Source organism: Pseudomonas sp. Cab53 (assembly GCF_018325965.1).
In the GTDB taxonomy this organism is placed as follows: Bacteria; Pseudomonadota; Gammaproteobacteria; order Pseudomonadales; family Pseudomonadaceae; genus Aquipseudomonas; species Aquipseudomonas chlororaphis_E.
In genome coordinates, this window is the sequence record NZ_AP021902.1 from 5,044,641 (window position 1) to 5,066,735 (window position 22,095).

Sequence of the window (22,095 nt, forward strand, 5' to 3'; positions counted from 1 at the left end):
GGTAGGCCCGCAAAAGGCGAATACGATACACCCGCAATTGAGAAAGATTAAGTGAAGGATTGTCGCGCAGGCCCGCCAGAGGCGACGAGAGGGCCTGGGGTGCCCCTCACCCCAGGTTATCAGCCAACCAAAGCCTCCCAGTCCTCGAAAATCATTCCTGGTAAGCGTCGGCCTTCCTTCGCAACGTTGACCTGCAAGGCTGCCAGGGCAACATCCAACACATTTTTGGTAAGCGAATAGCTGCCCTTGCTCTGCAGCCAGCTCAGCACGTCCGCCAAGTGCCAGATAGACGCACTGCCCTCGTGTACGGGCGTCGGGAAGCTGCTCGGGTGGGCCAACATCAACTTGCGCATGTTCTGCCGAGACACGCCGACGATCTCGGCCACATCGGTGAGCCCGACCAGATCAGGAGCAACCTCGATCAGCCGGGCCGCTGGTACCGCACGGCGTACGTCGCCCAAAGCGCTGAGCACGGCCTTAATCGCGTCAGGGGCATCGCGCGTGAATTCGAGAGCCAACCGTCCCGGCTGTCCTATGCCTACCAAGGCATCGTCGCAACCGGACGCACCCAGCCGCTCCAACAGTTCATCCGAGGTACGGTCGTCGTCAGCAAGCTGATATTTCAGGGTAAAGGTATATTCCACTGTCTTACTCCTCAGCATCGTCATCAGCCTCGCAACGACTGCGATGGGTCGTGCAATTGTCTACAACGCGTTGTAGCGCTCGCGCATGATTGCCAGGGTTTCTCGGCGAGCTCCATATCGATGTGATGCAGAACTCACCGCAACGGCACGCTTCGTCGTTATACGGACAATAAGCGCGTCCCCAGGCATGACTGCCGCCGACCTCTATGCGCCACCCCCACGCTTCGGCATGCCTCAGCGCGTCTTCAACCTCTTTTTTCGGATGCGAGGGACGAATCATCAAGGCTCACCAGTATTCGCATGGCCTGCCTGGTTGTCAAATGACAACCTTATCCTTCCTTGGAGGATAGGCATTCCCGGCGCAACGCTGAGGGCCGAATCGTAGCGAAAGGTGACAGTGCCGGACGGCTTCTGCGTCGAGGGCCAAAACAGCGCAAGGGAAAAACGGCAAGGGCATCAAAACAAAAGCCCTGCAGAGATTATCCACAGGGCTTTTCAGATGCTCCGCGACGCAAGGATCACCCCGCCAACAACCGCGCCTTCTCCCCACGGGGTGTGAAGAACGCCAGCGCCGCCGCGACGACGAACAGCGCGGGCACGTCGCCGAGCAGATGGCCGTAATGGCTCATGCCGTCCATGCCGACGCCAAAGGACTGCACGGCCATGATCGCGCCATGCACGATGCTCGACCACACCGTGAACCAGATCAGGCTCAAGTGCCTCATCGGATCACGCGAAGCCCTGAGCAGGAACACACCTAGCGTGGCATAGAGGCCCACGATCATCAGCGGATAGTCGGAATAGCCGCTGTGCCACGTCCAACCGGACGGCCACAGGATCATCAGCGGCCAGATCGCAAACACGGAGATCAGGCCCACCCCGATCAAAACCATGCGCAAGGCGGCGAGTTTTTGGGTGTCGTTCATGGCGCTCTCCTTATTGCGGCGCAGCGGGCGCCGAAACGGGACGCGGTTGAGTATAGAAGGCCCCTTGGTTTGTAGTGCGTCGCTGAAACAAAAAAGCCGCGTGAATGCAGGTTCACACGGCTTTTTATTTGCCGTTTATCGGCTACGGAACGAAATCAAAGTGCCATCACTCATAGAGACTGAAGAAACCCGAGGATCAGCCGACACGATCCTATAAGAGCAGTGTTTAGCCCTGCTTGGCCCAGGCTGGAAAGGATAACCCGTTCGGTTATTCATCTGGTTGTATTCTCAGAGCGTCGCCTGATGAAAAAAACCCTGCTCGGCATGCGAGCGTTGATGTCCGTTCCCAAGGACAATCCCGGTCTGGTCAAGGCGCAATACATCGCGCTGTCTCGCCAGTTGCCCATGATGTATTTCATCCTGCTGACCAATACCCTGATGCTGGCGGGCACCCACTTTGCGGTCGCGCCGCGCTGGCTGGTGGTGTATTGCCCGTTGATCATGAGTTTGTTCGGCGTGATTCGTGCGGTGGAATGGATACGCACACGCAAGCAGACGCGCAGCCCGGCGCAGATGCTCACGGAGCTCAAGCGCACCAACATGCTCGCACCCTTTGTCGCCGTGGCGTTCACTGCCTGGTCACTGGCGCTGTTTCCCTACGGCACGAGCTATACCCAGGCGCATGTCGCCTTTTACATGGCGATCACCGTCATCGGCTGCATTTTTTGCATGATGCACCTGCTGCCAGCAGCCCTGGCCACCACAGCCGTGGTCAACACCGCCTTCGTGGTGTTCTTCGCCTCCACCAATATCATTACCTTCATTGCCACTGCGATTGACGTCCTGCTGGTGTCCATCGCCATGCTGATCATTCTCAAGGCACAGTACGCCGACTTCACCCGACTGGTGAACATGCAGGCGCATACGGCAAAACTCAGCGAGGAAAACCTTCAACTGGCCAATCAGGACAGCCTGACCGGCCTGGCCAATCGGCGGCAGTTCTTTTCCCGCCTCGATACGCTGCTGTCCCGCGCCAGCGAGCAGGCGATTCGCCTGCCCGTGGGGCTGATCGATCTGGATGGTTTCAAGCCGGTCAACGATCTGTATGGCCATAGCATTGGCGACAAGCTGCTCTATCAGGTGGGTCAGCGCCTGACCGGGCTGCTCGATGAAGATGTACACCTGGCCCGGCTGGGGGGTGACGAGTTCGGCCTGATCATCACTCGGGCCATGAGCGACGACCAATTGAGGGCGTTTGGCGAGAAAATCTGCGCCAGCATGCGCGAGCCGTTTCTGCTGGTGGACATCCCTATTCAGATCAGCGCGTCACTGGGCATCGCCACCTTCCCGGATCAGGCATCCAGCGCCACCCAAGTGTATGAATACGCCGACTATGCCTTGTATCAGAGCAAGCGCCACCGCCCCGGCACGGTCTGCCTGTTCAGCGCGGCTCATCGCCAGCAGCTCAATCGCGAAGGGCTGACCGAACAGGCCCTGCGCAGGGCCGATCTGGAGGGTGAGTTTAACGTGGTATTCCAGCCCATCATGGATATTCGCAGTGAGCAAACCGCCGCGTTCGAGGCACTGGCACGCTGGGAAAGCCCAGAGTTGGGTAACGTGCCGCCCAGTGAGTTCATCCCGATTGCCGAGCGCGTCGGCATGGTCAATCGCCTCACGGTGCCGTTGCTGAGCAAGGCGCTGGACGCGGCCGCAAGCTGGCCCGCGGGGATGCGCCTGTCATTCAACCTGTCCGCCCACGACTGTGGTTCGGAGGAGGCCGCCCAGCAGATCGTCGAGCTGATCAAGAGCAGCCGGTTCGACCCGGCCTGTCTCGATTTGGAAATCACCGAAACCGCGGCCATCCAGGATCTACCGCAGACCCAGCGAGCGATCGGCCGTTTTCGCGAACTGGGCTGCGGCATCTCCCTCGACGATTTCGGCACCGGCTATTCCAGCCTGAGCCAGATCCACGCGCTGTCGCTGACCAAACTGAAGGTGGACCGCACCTTCGTCACCAACATCCACCTCGACCCGGCCAGCTTCAAGATCGTCAAGTCGCTGATCGCCATGTGCCAGGACATGCAGCTGGAATGCATCGTCGAAGGCGTGGAAACCGCCGCAGAACTCGACGTACTGAAAAACCTCGGCTGCGCCTGGGCCCAGGGCTACCTATTCTCCAAACCCATGCGCGCCAGCGACATCAGCGCCTGGCTTGAAGGCGAAAAAATGACCAAGGTGCAAGTGGTTTAATCCGCCGCCAGGGCAAGGCGCAATTAGTCGAAAGCCCGCAATTACGCGGGCTTTCGGTGTGTTTCCTACCACTTGACGCCGGGCAGTGCCGGACGCGGGATCATTCCCACTCAATCGTCGCCGGCGGCTTGCTCGACACGTCATAGGTGACGCGGGAGATGCCGTCGATTTCGTTGATGATGCGTCCGGACACGGTTTCCAGCAGCTCGTACGGCAGGTGTGCCCAGCGAGCGGTCATGAAGTCGATGGTTTCCACGGCGCGCAAGGCCACGACCCAGGCGTAGCGACGGCCATCGCCGACCACGCCCACCGATTTCACCGGCTGGAACACCACGAAGGCCTGGCTGACCTTGTGGTACCAGTCGGCCTTGCGCAGTTCTTCGATGAAGATGTGGTCGGCGCGGCGCAGCAGGTCGGCGTATTCCTTCTTCACTTCACCAAGGATCCGCACGCCCAGGCCCGGGCCCGGGAATGGGTGGCGGTAGACCATGTCGTAAGGCAGGCCCAGTTCCAGGCCGAGGCGACGGACCTCGTCCTTGAACAACTCGCGCAGCGGCTCGACCAGCTTGAGGTTCATTTCTTCCGGCAGGCCACCGACGTTGTGGTGGGACTTGATCACGTGGGCCTTGCCGCTCTTGGCGCCGGCCGACTCGATCACGTCGGGGTAGATGGTGCCCTGGGCCAGGTACTTGATGTTGTCCAACTTGCAGGATTCGGCGTCGAACACGTCGATGAAGGTGCGACCGATGATCTTGCGCTTCTTCTCCGGATCGGACTCACCGGCCAGGTTGGTCAGGAACTGTTCTTCGGCATTGGCGCGGATCACCTTGACTCCCATGTTCTCGGCGAACATGGCCATCACTTGCTCGCCTTCGTGCAGGCGCAGCAGGCCGTTGTCGACGAAGACGCAGGTCAGTTGATCACCGATGGCCTTGTGCAGCAGCGCCGCGACCACCGAGGAGTCCACGCCGCCGGACAGGCCCAGCAGCACGTTGTCGGTACCGACCTGGGCACGCACCTGGGCAATGGCGTCTTCGGCGATCTTCGACGGCGTCCACAGGGCTTCGCACTCGCAGATGTCGAGGATGAAGCGCGACAGGATACGACCGCCCTGCTTGGTGTGGGTCACTTCCGGGTGGAACTGCACGCCGTAGTAGCGGCGTTCGTCGCTGAACATGCCGGCAATCGGGCAGCTCGGCGTGCTGGCCAGGATGTGGAAGTCTTCCGGCATCCGGGTGACCTTGTCACCGTGGCTCATCCACACGTCCAGGCCGAACAGGCCGTCGGCGTCGACATGGTCTTCGATACCGTCGAGCAGGCGGCTCTTGCCGACCACATCGACGCGGGCATAACCGAACTCACGCAGGTCGGAACCTTCGACCTTGCCGCCGAGTTGCTCGGCCATGGTCTGCATGCCGTAGCAGATGCCGAAGACCGGCACGCCCAGGTCAAACACCGCCTGCGGGCAGCGCGGGCTGTTGGCTTCGTGCACGGACTCGGGACCGCCGGCGAGGATGACGCCTTTGGGAGCGAACTCGCGAATCGCTTCGTCATCCATGTCGAACGGGTGCAATTCGCAGTACACGCCGATTTCACGCACGCGGCGGGCAATCAGCTGGGTGTACTGGGAACCGAAGTCGAGGATCAGGATGCGGTGAGCGTGAATGTCGAGGGCCATGACTCATTCTCATGTAGTGAATCAGAAACAACTCGGGGCTGAATGAACAGCCCCGGTGATTAACGTTTTGCTGGAAGCCTCAACCTACGCGGTAGTTCGGCGCTTCCTTGGTGATCTGCACGTCGTGGACATGGGACTCGGCCATGCCGGCGCCGGTGATGCGCACGAACTCCGGCCGGGTACGCATCTCTTCGATGTTGGCGCTGCCGGTGTAGCCCATGGAAGACCGCAGGCCGCCCATCAGTTGATGGATGATGGCGCTCAGGGTGCCCTTGTACGGCACACGACCTTCGATGCCTTCCGGTACCAACTTCTCGGCACCCGCGGAGGAGTCCTGGAAGTAACGGTCCGAAGAGCCCTGGGCCTGGGACATGGCGCCCAGCGAACCCATGCCGCGGTAGGCCTTGTAGCTACGACCCTGGAACAGTTCGATCTCGCCTGGCGCTTCTTCGGTACCGGCGAACATCGAACCCATCATCACACAGTAAGCACCGGCGACGATGGCCTTGGACAGGTCACCGGAGAAACGGATACCGCCGTCGGCGATCAACGGCACGCCCGTGCCTTCGAGGGCGGCGGCGACGTTGGCTATGGCGCTGATCTGCGGCACGCCGACACCGGCAACGATACGGGTGGTGCAGATCGAGCCTGGGCCGATACCGACCTTGACCGCGTCGGCGCCAGCGTCGGCCAGGGCCTTGGCGGCTTCGCCGGTGGCGATGTTGCCACCGATCACCTGCACGTCAGGGAAGTTCTGCTTGACCCAGCGAACGCGGTCGATCACGCCTTTGGAATGGCCGTGGGCGGTGTCGACGACAACGACGTCGACGCCGGCATTGACCAGGGCGGCGACACGGTCACCGGTGTCCTTGCCGGTGCCGACTGCCGCGCCTACGCGCAGACGACCCTGGTCGTCCTTGCTGGCCAGCGGGTAGGCCTTGGCTTTTTCGATGTCGTTGACAGTCATCATGCCCTTGAGGGCGAACTTGTCGTCGACGATCAGCACGCGCTCGATGCGGTGTTTGTGCAGCAACTCGCGAACTTCGTCCTTGCTGGTGCCTTCCTTGACCGTGACCAGGCGCTCTTTAGGCGTCATCACTTGGCGGACGGTGGCATCCAGGCGGTTCTCGAAACGCACGTCGCGGGACGTGACGATGCCGACCAGGTCGCCATCGTGCAGCACCGGAACGCCGGAGATGTTGTGCATGCGGGTCAGTTCGAACAGATCACGAACCGTGGCATCGGCCTCGATGGTGATCGGGTCCTTGACCACGCCAGCCTCGAACCGCTTGACCTTGCGCACTTCGGCGGCCTGCTGTTCGATGGTCATGTTCTTGTGGATGATCCCGATACCGCCTTCCTGGGCCATGGCAATGGCCAGACGGGCTTCGGTCACGGTGTCCATGGCAGCGGAAACCAGGGGGATATTCAGTTCGATGCCACGGGTGAGACGGGTTTTGAGACTGACTTCGTTAGGCAGCACCTCGGAATAACCAGGCACTAGGAGAATGTCGTCGAAGGTCAGGGCTTCTTGGCTGATACGCAGCATCGCGGGGGCTCCCGAGCGGGAAAATGGAAGCGCGCCATTATACTCATGCACCCCGCCTGGCTCAATGTAAAACTCTGTCTATTATTGCCGGGGTGATTGATGGGTGAAAACACACTGCTCCCGGCTGTACTCCGAACCGCGTGGCGAGGGGATTTATCCCCGCTGGACTGCATAGCAGTCCCAAAAACAGTCGGCTCAATATGCCTGATGTACCGCATGGCCTGGGTTTAGGGCCGCTTCGCGCCCCAGCGGGGATGAATCCCCTCGCCACAAAAGCAATCTCCAGTGCCCCTCTCTACAACTCCACCTTCACCCAACTCACCGGCTGATCCAGCCAATCGGCGAATTCGTCGAGGAAGTCCTGCTTGAACCCCGCCTCCAGCCAGTTGTTGAAGATGAACCCCAGGTTGGAGAAACCGCAAGGCTGCAGGAACAGGAAGCCGTTGATGTCATCTTCATGGCCACATTCAGGGCAGGTGAAGTTGTCGGTGCGGGCGGGCATCCAGTCTTCCAGACTTTCGAACAGCGCCTCGCCGATCTCCTGGCGGCATTCGGCACAGCCGGCTTCTTCGAGAAAGCCCTTGGCCGGCGTGTAGATGCAGCGCTTGGTGATGATTTCCAACCCGTTGACCGCTTCCCCGAACGGCAAGGCATCGGGGTGCAACACCACGTTGCTCGCGCCAGGTGCAATGGCATGGGCCATGCGATTGCCGGTGCGCCCGCAGGTGGTCAGTTGTTCCTCGACGATGTTCTTGCGCACCAGCCAGCGCACGATCGCCCTGGCCCGGGGTTCGTGGACTGGCAAGGTGGAGATTTTCGGAACGATGATGCTTTGGGAGTTCATGACGAGGCCTGGGGTTTCTCTGGCGGGAGCAATTAAAAGGCCGGCAGCTTAATCCCTGGTCAAGCCAGGTCAAGCACTCAGGTAACGCCCGATCAAGGCAATGCCGCTGGCGAGCACCAGCCAGGTCACCAGGCGCACGAACGCTTCACGCGACATTTTCATGGTCAGGCGACGCCCCACCCACAGTCCCAGCGCCATGGCCGGCAACAAACACAGCGCCAGTACCAGCAAGGGTAGCTCGGCATACACGCCCGCGACAGCGAACAGGCTCAGGCGCACCACGGTGCTGCAACTGATCAAGGCACTCTGGGTCGCCCGGGCCGGCTCCTTGGGCAAGCGGCTGTTCAGGTAGATGGCATACAGAAAGCCGCCGCTGCCGAACAACGCCCCGAACATCCCGCCCACTATGCCCATCGGCACCGACCACAGCGCCGACAACTGAGTCGGCCGGGCCTTGATCAACAGGCTGTAGATCGCATAGCCGCTGATGAACACGCCCATCAACAACAGCAGCACGTCGGACTTGAGGTTAAGCAGGAACATCACCCCCAGGCTGCAGCCCACCGCCATGCACGGCAGCAACCGCAGCAGCTCGGGCCGCGACACGTCCCGTCGCGAGGGCAACAGGTTGCCGAAGGCCGCGACAAAATCCAGCAACACCAGCAACGGTACGATTTTTGACAAGGGCATGAACAGCAACAGGATCGGCGCCGCCACCAGCGCCGTGCCGAACCCGGCGATGCCGAAGACGATGTAGGCCAGGGCGATGGCCAGGCCGATGATCAACCATTCGACGGGGGCGAATGCCCATTGCCCCAACCACGACAGAGGATCCATTGCACAACTTCCTTGATGGCGAAGAGGCGACTTTAGCCAAGTGCCGGGCGGCATATCCAGTATTTGTAGAGACCGCCCTACCGCTTTCGCGGGCGAGCCCGCTCCCACAGTTGATCTTCAGTACGACATAGATCGCCTGTGGGAGCGAGCTTGCTCGCGATGCAGGCAACCCGGTCTAATTGTCTGCACACCATCGGCGAATCCCCTTATCATGCCGCCCATGATTAAAGATCCCTTTGCCCGCCTGGGCCTGGACCGCGAGGTCCTGACTGTCAGCCAGCTCAACGGCCGTGCGCGGGTGTTGCTCGAAGACGTGTTCAGCAACATCTGGGTCGAGGGCGAAATCTCCAACCTCGCCCGTCCGGCCTCCGGCCATGTGTACTTCACCCTCAAGGACAGTGGCGCCCAGGTGCGCTGCGCGCTGTTCCGGCAGAACGCCGCCCGGGTTCGCCAGGCCTTGAAAGACGGGTTGGCGGTGAAGGTGCGCGGCAAGGTCTCGCTGTTCGAGGGGCGTGGCGATTATCAACTGATTCTCGACACCGTCGAGCCGGCCGGCGATGGCGCCCTGCGCCTGGCCTTCGATGCCCTGAAGGAAAAGCTCAGCGCCGAAGGCCTGTTCAGCGCCGAGCGCAAGGTGCCGCTCCCGGCCCATCCACAACGCATCGGCATCATCAGTTCGCCCACTGGCGCCGTGATCCGCGACATCATCAGCGTCTTCCGCCGCCGTGCGCCGCAGATTTCCCTGACGCTGATCCCCACCGCCGTGCAGGGCCGCGAAGCCACCGCGCAGATCGTCCGCGCCCTGAAGCTGGCGGACGCCCGGGGGTTCGATGCCCTGATCCTGGCCCGGGGTGGCGGTTCACTGGAAGACTTGTGGTGTTTCAACGAAGAAGCCGTAGCCCGGGCCGTGGACGCCTGCGTGACACCGATCGTCAGCGCCGTCGGCCATGAAACCGACGTGTCCATCAGCGATTTCGTCGCCGACGTACGCGCCCCGACGCCCTCCGCCGCCGCCGAACTGCTGGCGCCGGATGCCGGCGACCTGGTGCGCCGGGTCGAAAGCCTGCATCGCCGGCTGGTGATGCGCATGCGCGACCGCCTGATGCGCGATCAACTGCGCCTCGAAGGCCTCACCCGGCGCCTGCGCCACCCCGGCGAACGCCTGCGTCAGCAAGCCCAGCGCCTGGACGACCTGGACATGCGCCTGCGCCGCGCCTTCGAACGCAGCCTCAATACTCGCCGTGAACGGCTCATCCGTCTGGAAACCCGCCTGGCCGGACAACATCCAGGCCGGCACCTGGCCTTGCTGCGCCATCGCCTGGACAGCCTCGCCGAACGCCTGCCGCGGGCCATGCGCGAGGGCCTCAAAGCGCGACGCGTGCAGTTGCACAACCAGATGCAGACGCTGCACATCGTCAGCCCCCTGGCGACCCTTGGCCGGGGCTACAGCATCCTGCTCGACGAACGCGGCCATGCGATCCGCAGCGCCGGGCAAACCCACACCGGCCAGCGCCTGAGCGCCAGGCTCGGCGAAGGCGAACTGCTGGTGCGGGTCGAAGACAACCACCTGACACCGGTCACCCTTTCTCTACTGGATTGACTCATGCCGCGACTTTCCCTCTCCGCCCTGGCACCGCTGCTGTTGCTGTGCCTGGCCGCCCAGGCCCACGCCGACAGCTACATCACCCGCCTGTTGAACAAACCGGTGCCCGGCGGCGTGGCCGTGGTGGACCTGGGCAGCGCAGCCCAGGCGCCGAAAGCCAGCTACCAGGGCAAGCCGGTGCTGGTGGTCAAGGAACAGAACAACTGGCTGGCGATTGTCGGCATCCCGTTGACCGTCCAACCCGGCACCCAGCAGATCAGCAGCGGCGGGACCACCCAACCGTTCGTGGTCGGCTACAAGAAATACCCCGAACAGCACATCACCCTGGCGAACAAACGCCAGGTCAACCCGAACCCGGCGGACCTCAAGCGCATCGACGCCGAACTGGCCGTGCAATTGAAGGCCTACCGCAGCTTCAGCCCGAACATCCCCAGCAACCTGCTGCTGGACAAACCCGTCAACGGCCCGCTGTCGAGCAAGTTCGGCGTGCGCCGCTTCTTCAACGGCGAAGAACGCAACCCCCACGCGGGCCTCGACTTCGCCGTGCCCGCCGGCACGCCCATCAAGACCCCGGCCGCCGGCAAGGTGATCCTCACCGGCAACTACTTCTTCAATGGCAACACCGTGTTCGTCGACCACGGACAAGGCTTCATCAGCATGTTCTGCCACATGTCGAAGATCGACGTGAAGGTCGGCCAGCAACTGGCACGGGGCACGGTGGTGGGCAAGGTCGGCTCCACGGGCCGGGCGACCGGGCCGCACATGCACTGGAACATCAGCCTGAACGATGCACGGGTGGATCCGGCCATTTTTATCGGGGCGTTTCAGCCCTGAAATGTGCTGAGGCTCCTGGCCTCTTCGCGAGCAAGCCCGCTCCCACATAGGGATCTCCTGCGAACACAACATTTGCAACCCACAGAGATCCCCTGTGGGAGCGAGCTTGCTCGCGGTGACGCCTCCCATCACCACCCTCCCGCAAATTGCCAAGCTCAAAACATCGACGCAATTCCTGATATCCATACCTGACACATGCGCGATTAAATCTCGCAAACCCGCCAAAAATCAGAACTTCTCTCAATTTTTTCCGACTGCTTGCGATCCTCCCCTCACACGGTTAGGGTTGAGGGCATGAAAACCTCTCACACCCTCATCCAGCTTCGCCAGCACCGCAGCCTGTGCCTCGTCAGCGCACGACTGCCGGGCTGAATCGCGGCACCTCGTCCAGGCTATGAAGCCACCCCCGTTCGAACCACCGGCAGGCCGCCTTTTTCCGGCCACGACAACAAAAGGATTCCCCCGATGAGCATGCTCAAAGACCCGTCTTCCAAGTACCGCGCCTTCCCGACCATCAACCTGCCGGATCGCACCTGGCCGTCGAAGACCATCACCGCCGCGCCGATCTGGTGCAGCTCCGACCTGCGTGACGGCAACCAGTCGCTGATCGAGCCGATGGACGCCGCGAAGAAGCTGCGCTTCTGGAAAACCCTGGTCGCCGTCGGCGTGAAGGAAATCGAAGCGTCGTTCCCGGCCGCTTCGCAGACCGACTTCGACTTCGTGCGCACCCTCATCGAAGAAGGCCACATCCCGGACGACACCACCATCCAGGTGCTGACCCAGGCTCGCGAAGACCTTATTGCGCGGACCTTCGAATCCCTGCGCGGGGCGAAGAAAGCCATCGTCCACCTGTATAACGCCACCTGCCCGTCGTTCCGCCGCATCGTGTTCAACCAGGACAAGGAAGGCGTGAAGGAAATCGCGGTGAACGCGGCCAAGCTGTTCGTCAAATACGCCGCGCAGCAACCCGAAACCCAGTGGCAGTTCGAGTACTCGCCGGAAACCTTTAGCGCCACCGAGCTGGAGTTCGCCAAGGAAGTCTGCGACGCGGTGATCGAGGTCTGGAACCCGACGCCCGAGCGCAAGGTGATCCTCAACCTGCCGGCCACCGTGGAAGTCGCTACCCCGAACATCTACGCCGACCAGATCGAATGGTTCGGCCGCCACATCAACCGCCGTGACAGCGTGATCATCAGCCTGCACACCCACAACGACCGTGGCACCGGCGTAGCCGCCACCGAGCTGGGCCTGATGGCCGGCGCCGACCGTGTCGAAGGCTGCCTGTTCGGCAACGGCGAGCGTACCGGCAACGTCGACCTGGTGACCGTGGCACTGAACCTCTACACCCAAGGCATCGACCCTGAGCTGGACTTCTCCGACATCGACGGCGTGCGCAAGGTGGTCGAGGAATGCAACCAGATTCCGGTGCACCCGCGTCACCCGTACGTGGGCGACCTGGTCCACACCGCGTTCTCCGGTTCGCACCAGGACGCCATCCGCAAGGGCTTCGCCCAGCAGAAACCGGACACCCTGTGGGAAGTGCCGTACCTGCCGATCGACCCGGCCGACATCGGTCGCAGCTACGAGGCGGTGATTCGGGTGAACAGTCAATCCGGCAAGGGCGGCATCGCCTACCTGCTGGAACAGGAATACGGCATCAGCCTGCCACGGCGCATGCAGATCGAGTTCAGCCAGGTGGTCCAGCGCGAAACCGATCGCCTCGGCCTGGAGATGACCGCCCAGCAGATCCACGCCCTGCTCCACAGCGAGTACCTGCAAGCCAACACCCCGTATGCGCTGGTCAGCCATCGCCTGCAGGAAGAAAACGGCAACAGCGCGGTGGAAGTCGAAGTGGCCAGCAAGGGCCAGGGCGAGACCAACCTGCATTGGCGCGGCAAGGGCAACGGCGCCCTGGAAGCCCTGGTGGCCGGCCTGCCGGTGCCGGTGGAAATCATGGACTACAACGAACACGCCATCGGCGCCGGGACCAACGCCAAGGCTGCGGCCTACATCGAGCTGCGGGTCAACGGTGAACGCGCGGTGCACGGTGTGGGCATCGATGAAAACATCACCACCGCCAGCTTCAAGGCACTTTTCAGCGCGCTGAACCGCTCGCTGAGCCAGACAGAAGCCAAAGCGGCCTGATCCGCCGCTGAATACAAAAAAGCCCCGGGGTGTGAACCCCGGGGCTTTTTTGTGGGCTGGCATTAACGGACGTTCTGCGTTCGGCTCTTGTAGGAGCGCGCTTGCTCGCGAAGACGGCGGCTCAGCCCCCCAATGTCAAGCATGGGTGTCGACAGGGCCGGCCATCGCCTGCAGCAACGATGCCCGCAAGGTTTGCAAGGCAGCCTGGGTGCCCATGATCTGGGTCTGGATGGCCATCGCCTGCTGGGTCTTCTGTTCGGCGCTGGCCTGGCTCTTCTGCACTCGCGTCAGCTCAGCTTGCTGCTGGGCCAGGAGCTTCTCGGCCTGCTCGATTTGCTTCTTCAACTGCTCGACGACATCGATACCGCCGCTGGAAGGCGCACCGGCAACGTTGGCGCCGCTGGTATCGACTTTCAGTGTTTTCCCCTTCTCATCGCCAGCTTCGGTCGCTGTCGTGGTAGTCGCCGTTTCTTCGCCAGCGCCCTTGATCCGAACGGTGGGGGCCGAAAGCGGATAAGGGTTTACGGTAGTTGCGCTGATAGTGGTCATGGGTACGCCTCCTTGGATGACCTTCTATCGGCCTGCGCCCCCCTTTCTAAAGGGCTGAATCGTTACATTTAGATGAATTCGAAGTCATCTGCATCCAGGTTCGCGGGAAACCGCGTGCGGTACGCGGCCAGGTCGGCTGCGTTCAAGCGCACCGTGAACACACCGTCGGCGTCGCCGGCGCTGAGCAAGGTCTCGCCCTGGAAATCCAGCACCTGGCTGTCGCCGGTGTAGGCGAAGCCCTTGCCATCGGTACCGATGCGGTTCACCGCGACGACATAACACAGGTTCTCGATCGCCCGGGCCGGCAGGAGCCGGTTCCAATGCTGGCGACGCGCACCTGGCCAGTTGGCGGTGTACAGCAGCAGGTCGGTGTCCTCGGCGTCGCGGCTCCAGACCGGAAAGCGCAGGTCGTAGCAGATCAGCGGACGAACCCGCCAGCCCTTGAGCTCGAACAGCACCTGGCGCTCCCCCGGCGTGTAGTGGTTGTGTTCTCCCGCCATGCGAAACAGATGACGCTTGTCGTAATGCAGCACTTCACCGTCCGGCCGCACCCAGAGCAGGCGGTTGCGGTGGCTACCGTCGGCGGCCTGGACAATCAGGCTGCCGGTGATCACCGCATCGAGCCGCGCCGCCTGGGTGCGAAGCCACACGCTGGTGGGGCCGTGCTCCGGCTCCGCCAGGGTGTGCGACGCCATGGAAAACCCGGTGGTGAACATTTCCGGGAGGATAATCAAGTCCGCCCCGCGGGCCTGTTCCAACAGGCCTTCGAAATGCTCCAGGTTGGCCTGGCGATCGTGCCAGGCCAGCGTGGTCTGGATCAGGGCAATGTCGAGGTTCGGCAACGCGCTCAAATCACGCATAGTTTTTCCGCCGCTTCACGCAGCGTCTCCTCGCGCTTGGCAAAGCACAGGCGCACCAGGCGCTGGCCTTGGGGTGGGTCCTGATAGAACACCGACACCGGAATCGTCGCCACGCCGTGTTCACGGGTCAGCCAGACCGCCATGTCGACATCGTTCAGGTCCGGGCGGATCTGGCTGTAATCCACCAGCTGAAAGTAAGTCCCGGCCACGCGCTTGAAGCTGAACCACGACGGAGCCAGCAGATCGCAGAACAGGTCACGCTTGGCCTGGTAGAAGGCCGGCAGCTCATCGACGTGCTCGGGGTGCTCGGCCATGTAGTCGGCCAGGGCGTACTGCAACGGCGTCACACCGCAGAAACTGACGTACTGATGGACCTTGCGCAGCTCCGCGCTCAGAGCCGGCGGTGCCACGACGTAGCCGGTCTTCCAGCCGGTGACGTGGTAAGTCTTGCCGAACGAACTGACCACGAAGGCCCGCTGGTACAGTTCTTCGTGGGCCAGCACGCTGGCATGGGACACACCGTCGAACACTAGGTGTTCATAGACTTCGTCGCTGACGAGGTAGATATCGCGGTCGCGAATCAACGTCGCCAACCGATCAAGCTCGGCGCGGCTGATCAGCGCGCCGCTGGGGTTGTGCGGGGTGTTGAGGATGATCATGCGGGTACGCGGGCTCAAGGCTTCGCCAAGCTTCTGGAAGTCGATGGCGAAATCTTCCAGGCCCAGTTGCACGTGCACGCAACGCCCACCGGCCAACGTTACGGCGGGCTCGTAGCTGTCATAGCAAGGGTCGAACACGATCACTTCGTCACCGCTGTGGACCACGGCGGCAATGGCACAGAAAATTCCCTGGGTCGCACCAGGCGTCACGGTGATCTCCTGATCGGCATCGACGCTGGCGCCGTAGCTGCGGGTGATTTTCGCGGCGATCTGCTGGCGCAAGGCCGGCAGGCCGGTCATGGGCGAATACTGGTTATGGCCTTGGGCAACATGCCGGCCGACCGCATCGCGCAAGGCCTGCGGGCCATCGAAATCGGGAAACCCCTGGGACAGGTTCAGCGCGCCGGTCTGCGCGGCAAGCTGGGACATCTGGGTGAAAATGGTGATGCCGACGTTTGGCAACTTGCTGGTGATCATCAACGGTCCTTTGCTCTGCCCCCGGCTCTGGCGCGGCGCGGGAGAGACCGAGAATAGCCCAATCGTCGGGCATGAAAAAGGGTGCCCAGGGGCACCCGATATCACTCAATGACATCACAGCCATCCCGACACAGAACCCTGTGGCGAGGGGATTTATCCCCGCTGGGTTGCGCAGCAACCCCAAAGCAGTGAATTCAATCTACCTGACACACCGAGTTGTGGGTTTTAGGGCTGCTACGCAGCCCAGCGGGGATAAATCCCCTCGCCACAGGTTCTGGATGCTGTCTCTGTGGGCAACGCCCCTCTGAGCAGTCAATCAGCGCTTATCGCGACGCTTCTTGTCGGCCTTCTTGTGGTGCGACATCAAGCGGCGCTTCTTGTTGACCTGGCGGTCGGTGAGCGTGTTCTTGTTGCCTTCGTACGGGTTCTCGCCGCCCTTGAACTCGATGCGGATCGGCGTGCCGACCAGCTTCAGGACGCGGCGATAGGTGTTTTCCAGGTAACGGACGTAGGACTTGGGCACCTTCTCGATCTGGTTACCGTGAATCACGATGATCGGCGGGTTGGCACCACCCAGGTGGGCGTAACGCAGCTTGATCCGACGGTTGTTGACCATCGGTGGCGCGTGCTCGCCGACGGCGTCTTCGAGGATCTGGGTCAGGCGGTTGGTCGGCCAGCGGGTGACCGCCGACTTGAACGAGTTCTGCACCGAGGCGTAGAGGTTGCCCACGCCCGTGCCGTGCAGGGCCGAGATGAAGTGGATGTCGGCGAAGTCGACGAAGAACAGCCGGCGCTGCAATTCAACCTTCACGAAATCCCGCTCGCTGGGCGTCATGCCGTCCCATTTGTTGATCGCGATGACCAATGCGCGACCGGCCTCCAGGGCAAAGCCCAGCAGGTTCAGGTCGTGATCGACCACGCCTTCGCGCGCGTCCATCACGAAGATCACCACGTTGGCGTCCTTGATCGCCTGCAACGTCTTGACCACGGAGAATTTTTCGACTTCTTCGTGGATCTTGCCGCGCTTGCGCACACCAGCGGTGTCGATCAGCGTGTACTTCTCTTCGTTGCGTTCGAAGGGAATGTAGATGCTGTCGCGGGTGGTGCCGGGCTGGTCATACACGATCACCCGGTCTTCACCGAGCATGCGGTTGACCAGGGTCGACTTGCCCACGTTCGGACGACCGATGATGGCGATCTTGATACCGTCTTTTTCGCTCGGGCCCGGAATACGCTTGGCTTCTTCGCCTTCGGCGACGATTTCCTCTTCGCCCTCTTCCGGCTCGTCTTCATCGTCCTTCGGGAAGTCCGCCAGGGCGATTTCCAGCAGTTGGCTGATACCACGGCCGTGGGCACCGGCGATCGGGATCGCCTGGCCCATGCCCAACGGTGCGAATTCGGCGCGGGCCATGTCCGGGTCGATGTTGTCGACCTTGTTGGCCACCACGTGGGAGCGCTTGTTACGTTTGCGCAAATGCTCGGCGATCATCTGGTCGGCGGCGGTAAAACCGGCCTTGGCGTCTACCAGGAACAGCACCACATCGGCTTCTTCGATGGCGAGCAACGACTGCTCGGCCATTTTTTCGTCCATGCCGTGTTCATCACCGGAGATGCCGCCGGTGTCGACCAGGATATAGGTACGCCCTTGCCACTTGGCCTCACCGTATTGGCGATCACGGGTCAGACCGGACAAGTCGCCGACGATGGCGTCGCGAGTCCTGGTCAGGCGATTGAACAAGGTGGACTTGCCGACGTTCGGTCGGCCCACCAGGGCGATTACGGGAACCATGCGGCTCTCCACTTCGTTATTTCAGAAAATACAAAAGCCGCTGCGAGGCAGCGGCTGGTGCTCGGAGGCCGTCCTGTGGGAGCGGGCTTGCTCGCGAAAGCGGTGTGTCAGTCGAGAATTTGTCTTCTGATACGCCGTATTCGCGAGCAAGCCCGCTCCCACAAAGGACAGGCCGCTTGAGGTCTAGCCCCAAGCATAGTCTTACTTGATGGTCAGGGCTTCCAGCTTGCCGCTGTTGCCATACACATAAATCATGTTGCCCACCACCAGCGGACGGGCACGCAGGCCGTCGCTGTCGATGCGCTCACGGCCGACGAAACGGCCGTCTACCTGGCTGAGCAGGTGCAGGTAACCTTCCAGGTCACCCACTGCAACGTAGCTGGAGAACACTTCCGGGGCCGACAACTGGCGGCGGGCCAGGGAATCGTTGCTCCACAACGCGGTGGTGGAACGCTCGTCGACGCCTTCGACCGTGCCCGAGGACAGGCTCACGTAGACGCTGCCAAACCCTTGGGCGACACCGGCGTAGCTGGACGCATCGCGTTGCCACAGCGGACGACCGCTTTCCAGGTCCAGTGCGGCCACGCGGCCCTGGTAGCTGGCGACGTACAGTGTACCGCCGGACAACAGCAGGCCGCCGTCGATGTCGACCACGCGCTCCAGTTCCGAACGACCTTGCGGGACAGCAACGCGCTGCTCCCACACCGGCACGCCGTTGGAGATGTCCAGGGCGACCACCTTACCCGTCGACAACCCAGCCACCGCGAGGCGGTTGGTGACGACAGGCGCGCTGGTGCCGCGCAGGGTCAGTACCGCCGGTGTACTGTCATAGACCCAGCGCTGGTTGCCGGTGGCGGCATCCAGGCCGATCAGACGGTCATCCTGGGTCTGGACCACGACCACGTCACCGTTGGTGGCCGGCGGGGCGAGCACTTCACTGGACACGCGGGCGCGCCATTTCTCTTCACCGCTGCTCGCATCGAGGGCGACGATCTCCCCCTTGAGCGTGCCGATCATGACCAGACCGTAACCCACGCCCACGGCACCGGACACAGGCAGTTCGAGATCCTTTTCCCACTTGGTGTCGCCGTTCATGCGATCCAATGCATACACTTCACCGGTGACGTCACCGGCGTAGATCGTGTCGCCATCGATGGCCGGCACCAGCATGTTGTAGGTTTCGCCCTGGCCTTCGCCGATGGAACGGCTCCATTGCTTCTGCAGCACGACTTCTTCTTTGAAATCGGTCAGCTCGGCCGGAGGCAGTTCTTTCTTGCTGTTGCTGCTGCAACCCGCGGCCAGAATGGCCAGGGTCAGCAATGCTGCATGTTTCCACTGGATCACGTCACGCATCCCCTTTGGCCAGGTCGTCCAGCTTGATTTGCAGGCCACCGACTGCGGCTTCATCCGACAGCGCAGCCTTGGCTTTTTGGTAAGCCGCGTGAGCCTCATCGGTGCGCCCCAGCTGTACCAGCAGGTCGCCCTTGAGTTCTTCGCGGGTCGCCAGGAAGGCCTTGTCGGCATCGCCGTCAAGCAACTTCAGGGCGTCTTCGGTCTTGTTCTGTGCCGCCAGCACCTGCGCCAGGCGCTGACGCGCCACTTCGCCCAGGGTCGGGTTGGCCGGCTTGTCGACAATGCCCTTGAGCTCGGTGGCGGCGTCGTCCAGCTTGCCGTTGTCCACCGCTACCTTGGCCACGAACAGGCGACCGTACTGCGCGTACGCGGTGCCGCCGAACTCGCTGTTGAGCTTGCCGGCCAGATCCGCGACACGTGCCGCGTCAGGCTTGCCGTCTGGCGTCAGGGTGGTTTCCAGCAATTGCTGATAGAGCACCGAGGCGCCTTGCGACTGGTTGTTCTGGTATTTCTGGTAGGCCTGCCAGCCGAACACGATGACCAGCGCCAACAGGCCGCCAGTGACCAGCGGCTTGCCATTGCGCGTCCACCAGTCCTTCAAATCCGCCAGCTGTTCATCTTCGGTACTCGACACCCCAATACTCCTTAATCGCTAAATCGGCTGTTTGACAGCTTCAACCCTGCACGACGCAGGTGGCCAGGTGTGCAGCAAGCGCATCCCAGGCAATGCTTTGTTGTTCGCCCTGGCCACGCAGGGGTTTGAAACCTACCACTTGTTGGGCCAGTTCGTCGTCACCAAGGATCAGTGCATACAGCGCACCGCTCTTGTCGGCCTTCTTGAACTGGCTCTTGAAGCTGCCGGCACCGGCGTTGATCTGCAGGCGCAGGTTGGGCAACTGGTCGCGGACCCGCTCGCTCAGCGACAATGCCGCCAGCTCGGCCGCTTCGCCGAACGCGCAGAGGTAGACGTCAACCTGACGGGACAGCGCTTGCGGCACCTTGTCCAAGGCCTCGAGCATCAGCACCAGGCGCTCGATGCCCATGGCAAAGCCCACGCCCGGGGTCGGCTTGCCGCCCATCTGCTCCACCAGCCCGTCGTAGCGGCCGCCGGCACACACGGTGCCCTGGGCGCCGAGCTTGTCGGTGACCCATTCGAATACGGTCTTGCTGTAGTAATCCAGGCCACGGACCAGTTTCGGGTTGATCACGTAGGGAATGCCGGCGGCGTCGAGACGAGCCTTGAGCCCTTCGAAGTGCACGCGGGACTCTTCGTCCAGGTAGTCGGCCAGCTTCGGCGCATCCACCAGCACGGCCTGGGTGTCCGGATTCTTGGTATCCAGCACCCGTAGCGGGTTGGTCTTGAGCCGACGCTGGCTGTCTTCGTCCAGGTGCTCGAGGCGGGCCGAGAGGAACTCCACCAACGCGTCACGGTAGCGAGCACGGGCTTCGGCGGTGCCGAGGCTGTTGAGCTCCAGCTTGACCGCGTCGCGGATGCCCAGCTCACCCCACAGGCGCCAGGTCAGCACGATCAGCTCGGCGTCGATGTCCGGGCCATCGAGGTTGAACACTTCGCAGCCGATCTGGTGAAACTGGCGATAACGGCCTTTCTGCGGACGCTCGTGACGGAACATCGGGCCGATGTACCAGAGCTTCTGCACCTGGCCGCCACCGGTGATGCCGTGCTCGAGCACCGCACGTACGCACGCCGCCGTGCCTTCGGGGCGCAGGGTCAGGGAATCGCCGTTGCGATCGTCGAAGGTGTACATCTCTTTTTCGACGATGTCGGTCACTTCACCAATCGAGCGCTTGAACAGCTCGGTGAACTCGACGATCGGCATGCGGATCTGCCGGTAACCGTAGTTATCCAGCAAACGCGCCACGGTGCCCTCGAAATAACGCCACAGGGGCGTCTGCTCGGGCAGGATGTCGTTCATGCCACGAATGGCTTGCAGGGACTTGCTCACAGATTTTCCTTAAATTCGTTCGATCAGCCGCGCGCGATCACCGCTGCGTCGGCCTCGACCTTCTCGGCCGCCTTCTCGCGGATCAGCCGTTCCAGCTCATCCACCAGATTGTCATTCGTCAATTTCTGCGACGGCTTGCCGTCGATGTAAATCAGGTTCGGCGTACCGCCGGTGAGGCCGATATGGGCCTCCTTGGCTTCGCCCGGCCCGTTGACCACGCAGCCAATCACCGCGACATCCAGCGGCACCAGCAGGTCTTCGAGTCGCCCTTCCAGCTCATTCATGGTCTTGACCACATCGAAGTTCTGCCGCGAGCAGCTCGGGCAGGCGATGAAGTTGATGCCACGGGACCGCAGGTGCAGGGACTTGAGGATGTCGTAGCCGACCTTCACTTCCTCGACCGGGTCCGCCGCCAACGAGATGCGGATGGTATCGCCAATCCCTTCGGCGAGCAGCATACCGAGGCCGACGGCGGATTTCACCGTGCCCGAACGCAACCCGCCCGCTTCGGTGATGCCCAGGTGCAGCGGCTGGACGATTTCCTTGGCCAGCAGCCGGTAGGCTTCAACGGCCATGAACACATCGGAGGCCTTCACGCTGACCTTGAAGTCCTGGAAGTTCAGGCGTTCGAGGTGCTCGACGTGACGCAGCGCCGACTCGACCAGCGCCGCCGGGGTCGGCTCGCCGTATTTCTTTTGCAGGTCTTTTTCCAGGGAACCGGCGTTCACCCCGATGCGAATCGGGATGCCACGGTCGCGGGCGGCATCCACCACGGCACGCACGCGGTCTTCGCGACCGATGTTGCCGGGGTTGATGCGCAGGCAATCCACACCCAACTCGGCCACGCGCAGGGCGATGCGGTAGTCGAAGTGGATGTCGGCCACCAAGGGGACCTTGACCAGTTGCTTGATCTTGCCGAATGCCTCGGCGGCGTCCATGTCCGGCACCGAAACCCGCACGATGTCGACACCGGCGGCTTCCAGTCGGTTGATCTGCGCGACCGTGGCGGCCACGTCATTAGTGTCGCTGTTGGTCATGCTCTGCACAGCGATAGGGGCATCGCCGCCCACGGGCACGTTGCCGACCCAGATCTTTCGGGATTCGCGACGCTTGATAGGAGATTCGCCGTGCATG

At 62.2% G+C, this 22,095-nt stretch carries 19 protein-coding genes; 4 read left to right on the top strand and 15 right to left on the bottom strand.

Features of this window, described 5'->3' with window-relative positions; all coding sequences use genetic code 11:
* Window positions 1-119 precede the first annotated feature (119 nt).
* From KI241_RS22055 to KI241_RS22060, 3 genes are all read right to left on the bottom strand, one after another.
* The gene (locus KI241_RS22055; protein ID WP_042731063.1) at window positions 120-644 is read right to left on the bottom strand and encodes a DNA-binding protein; all 525 of its coding nucleotides are present in this window, start codon (window positions 642-644) and stop codon (window positions 120-122) included.
* Between the two features lie 4 nt (window positions 645-648).
* Window positions 649-924, bottom strand: coding sequence for a hypothetical protein (locus KI241_RS27880; RefSeq protein WP_080964311.1), 276 nt, complete (start codon window positions 922-924; stop codon window positions 649-651).
* 238 nt (window positions 925-1,162) lie between these two features.
* On the bottom strand, window positions 1,163-1,570 hold the full coding sequence (locus KI241_RS22060; protein ID WP_047736781.1) for a DUF6632 domain-containing protein: 408 nt from the start codon (window positions 1,568-1,570) through the stop codon (window positions 1,163-1,165).
* 303 nt (window positions 1,571-1,873) lie between these two features.
* Here KI241_RS22060 and KI241_RS22065 point away from each other — a divergent pair, with 303 nt between their 5' ends.
* Window positions 1,874-3,820, top strand: a complete 1,947-nt coding sequence (locus tag KI241_RS22065; protein WP_212802991.1) for an EAL domain-containing protein — start codon at window positions 1,874-1,876, stop codon at window positions 3,818-3,820.
* A gap of 100 nt (window positions 3,821-3,920) precedes the next feature.
* Here KI241_RS22065 and guaA read toward each other — a convergent pair whose 3' ends face one another.
* From guaA to KI241_RS22085, 4 genes are all read right to left on the bottom strand, one after another.
* Window positions 3,921-5,498: a glutamine-hydrolyzing GMP synthase gene (gene guaA / locus KI241_RS22070; RefSeq protein WP_042731058.1), complete on the bottom strand. Its 1,578-nt coding sequence runs from the start codon at window positions 5,496-5,498 to the stop codon at window positions 3,921-3,923.
* Window positions 5,499-5,577: 79 nt separating this feature from the next.
* A complete protein-coding gene (guaB, locus tag KI241_RS22075) occupies window positions 5,578-7,047 on the bottom strand; it encodes an IMP dehydrogenase (protein WP_042731057.1) in 1,470 nt (489 codons plus the stop codon).
* Window positions 7,048-7,342: 295 nt separating this feature from the next.
* A complete protein-coding gene (locus KI241_RS22080; RefSeq protein ID WP_042731056.1) occupies window positions 7,343-7,891 on the bottom strand; it encodes a hypothetical protein in 549 nt (182 codons plus the stop codon).
* Window positions 7,892-7,960: 69 nt separating this feature from the next.
* Window positions 7,961-8,728, bottom strand: coding sequence for a sulfite exporter TauE/SafE family protein (locus KI241_RS22085; RefSeq protein ID WP_042731055.1), 768 nt, complete (start codon window positions 8,726-8,728; stop codon window positions 7,961-7,963).
* 220 nt (window positions 8,729-8,948) lie between these two features.
* On the opposite strand from KI241_RS22085, the gene xseA reads away from it, so the two are divergent.
* The 3 genes from xseA (at window position 8,949) to leuA (ending at window position 13,310) form a co-directional block, all read left to right on the top strand.
* Window positions 8,949-10,328 carry an exodeoxyribonuclease VII large subunit gene (xseA, locus tag KI241_RS22090; RefSeq protein WP_042731054.1) on the top strand — a complete coding sequence of 460 codons (1,380 nt, stop codon included), beginning with the start codon at window positions 8,949-8,951 and terminating at the stop codon, window positions 10,326-10,328.
* Window positions 10,329-10,331: 3 nt separating this feature from the next.
* A complete protein-coding gene (locus tag KI241_RS22095) occupies window positions 10,332-11,165 on the top strand; it encodes a peptidoglycan DD-metalloendopeptidase family protein (RefSeq protein ID WP_047736787.1) in 834 nt (277 codons plus the stop codon).
* Between the two features lie 465 nt (window positions 11,166-11,630).
* Window positions 11,631-13,310 carry a 2-isopropylmalate synthase gene (leuA, locus tag KI241_RS22100; RefSeq protein WP_053147801.1) on the top strand — a complete coding sequence of 560 codons (1,680 nt, stop codon included), beginning with the start codon at window positions 11,631-11,633 and terminating at the stop codon, window positions 13,308-13,310.
* A gap of 135 nt (window positions 13,311-13,445) precedes the next feature.
* Here the strand turns inward: leuA and KI241_RS22105 are convergent, their stop codons facing one another.
* The 8 genes from KI241_RS22105 to ispG all read right to left on the bottom strand — a co-directional run bounded on the left by KI241_RS22105 (window position 13,446) and on the right by ispG (window position 22,094).
* Window positions 13,446-13,859 carry a hypothetical protein gene (locus tag KI241_RS22105; protein WP_212802992.1) on the bottom strand — a complete coding sequence of 138 codons (414 nt, stop codon included), beginning with the start codon at window positions 13,857-13,859 and terminating at the stop codon, window positions 13,446-13,448.
* A gap of 68 nt (window positions 13,860-13,927) precedes the next feature.
* Window positions 13,928-14,719, bottom strand: coding sequence for an amidohydrolase (locus tag KI241_RS22110; protein WP_212802993.1), 792 nt, complete (start codon window positions 14,717-14,719; stop codon window positions 13,928-13,930).
* Window positions 14,707-15,855 carry a pyridoxal phosphate-dependent aminotransferase gene (locus KI241_RS22115; protein ID WP_212802994.1) on the bottom strand — a complete coding sequence of 383 codons (1,149 nt, stop codon included), beginning with the start codon at window positions 15,853-15,855 and terminating at the stop codon, window positions 14,707-14,709. The genes KI241_RS22110 and KI241_RS22115 overlap by 13 nt, the downstream gene beginning before the upstream one ends.
* A gap of 316 nt (window positions 15,856-16,171) precedes the next feature.
* Window positions 16,172-17,644, bottom strand: coding sequence for a ribosome biogenesis GTPase Der (gene der, locus KI241_RS22120; RefSeq protein ID WP_042727987.1), 1,473 nt, complete (start codon window positions 17,642-17,644; stop codon window positions 16,172-16,174).
* Window positions 17,645-17,845: 201 nt separating this feature from the next.
* A complete protein-coding gene (gene bamB, locus KI241_RS22125) occupies window positions 17,846-18,997 on the bottom strand; it encodes an outer membrane protein assembly factor BamB (RefSeq protein ID WP_042727988.1) in 1,152 nt (383 codons plus the stop codon).
* A complete protein-coding gene (locus tag KI241_RS22130) occupies window positions 18,990-19,631 on the bottom strand; it encodes a tetratricopeptide repeat protein (RefSeq protein ID WP_042727989.1) in 642 nt (213 codons plus the stop codon). Before KI241_RS22130 ends, bamB begins: the two co-directional genes overlap by 8 nt.
* Before the next feature lie 40 nt (window positions 19,632-19,671).
* Entirely contained in the window at window positions 19,672-20,961 is a 1,290-nt protein-coding gene (gene hisS / locus KI241_RS22135; RefSeq protein ID WP_047736793.1) for a histidine--tRNA ligase, read from the bottom strand.
* Between the two features lie 23 nt (window positions 20,962-20,984).
* Window positions 20,985-22,094: a flavodoxin-dependent (E)-4-hydroxy-3-methylbut-2-enyl-diphosphate synthase gene (gene ispG, locus KI241_RS22140; protein ID WP_020795607.1), complete on the bottom strand. Its 1,110-nt coding sequence runs from the start codon at window positions 22,092-22,094 to the stop codon at window positions 20,985-20,987.
* Window position 22,095 lies beyond the last annotated feature (1 nt).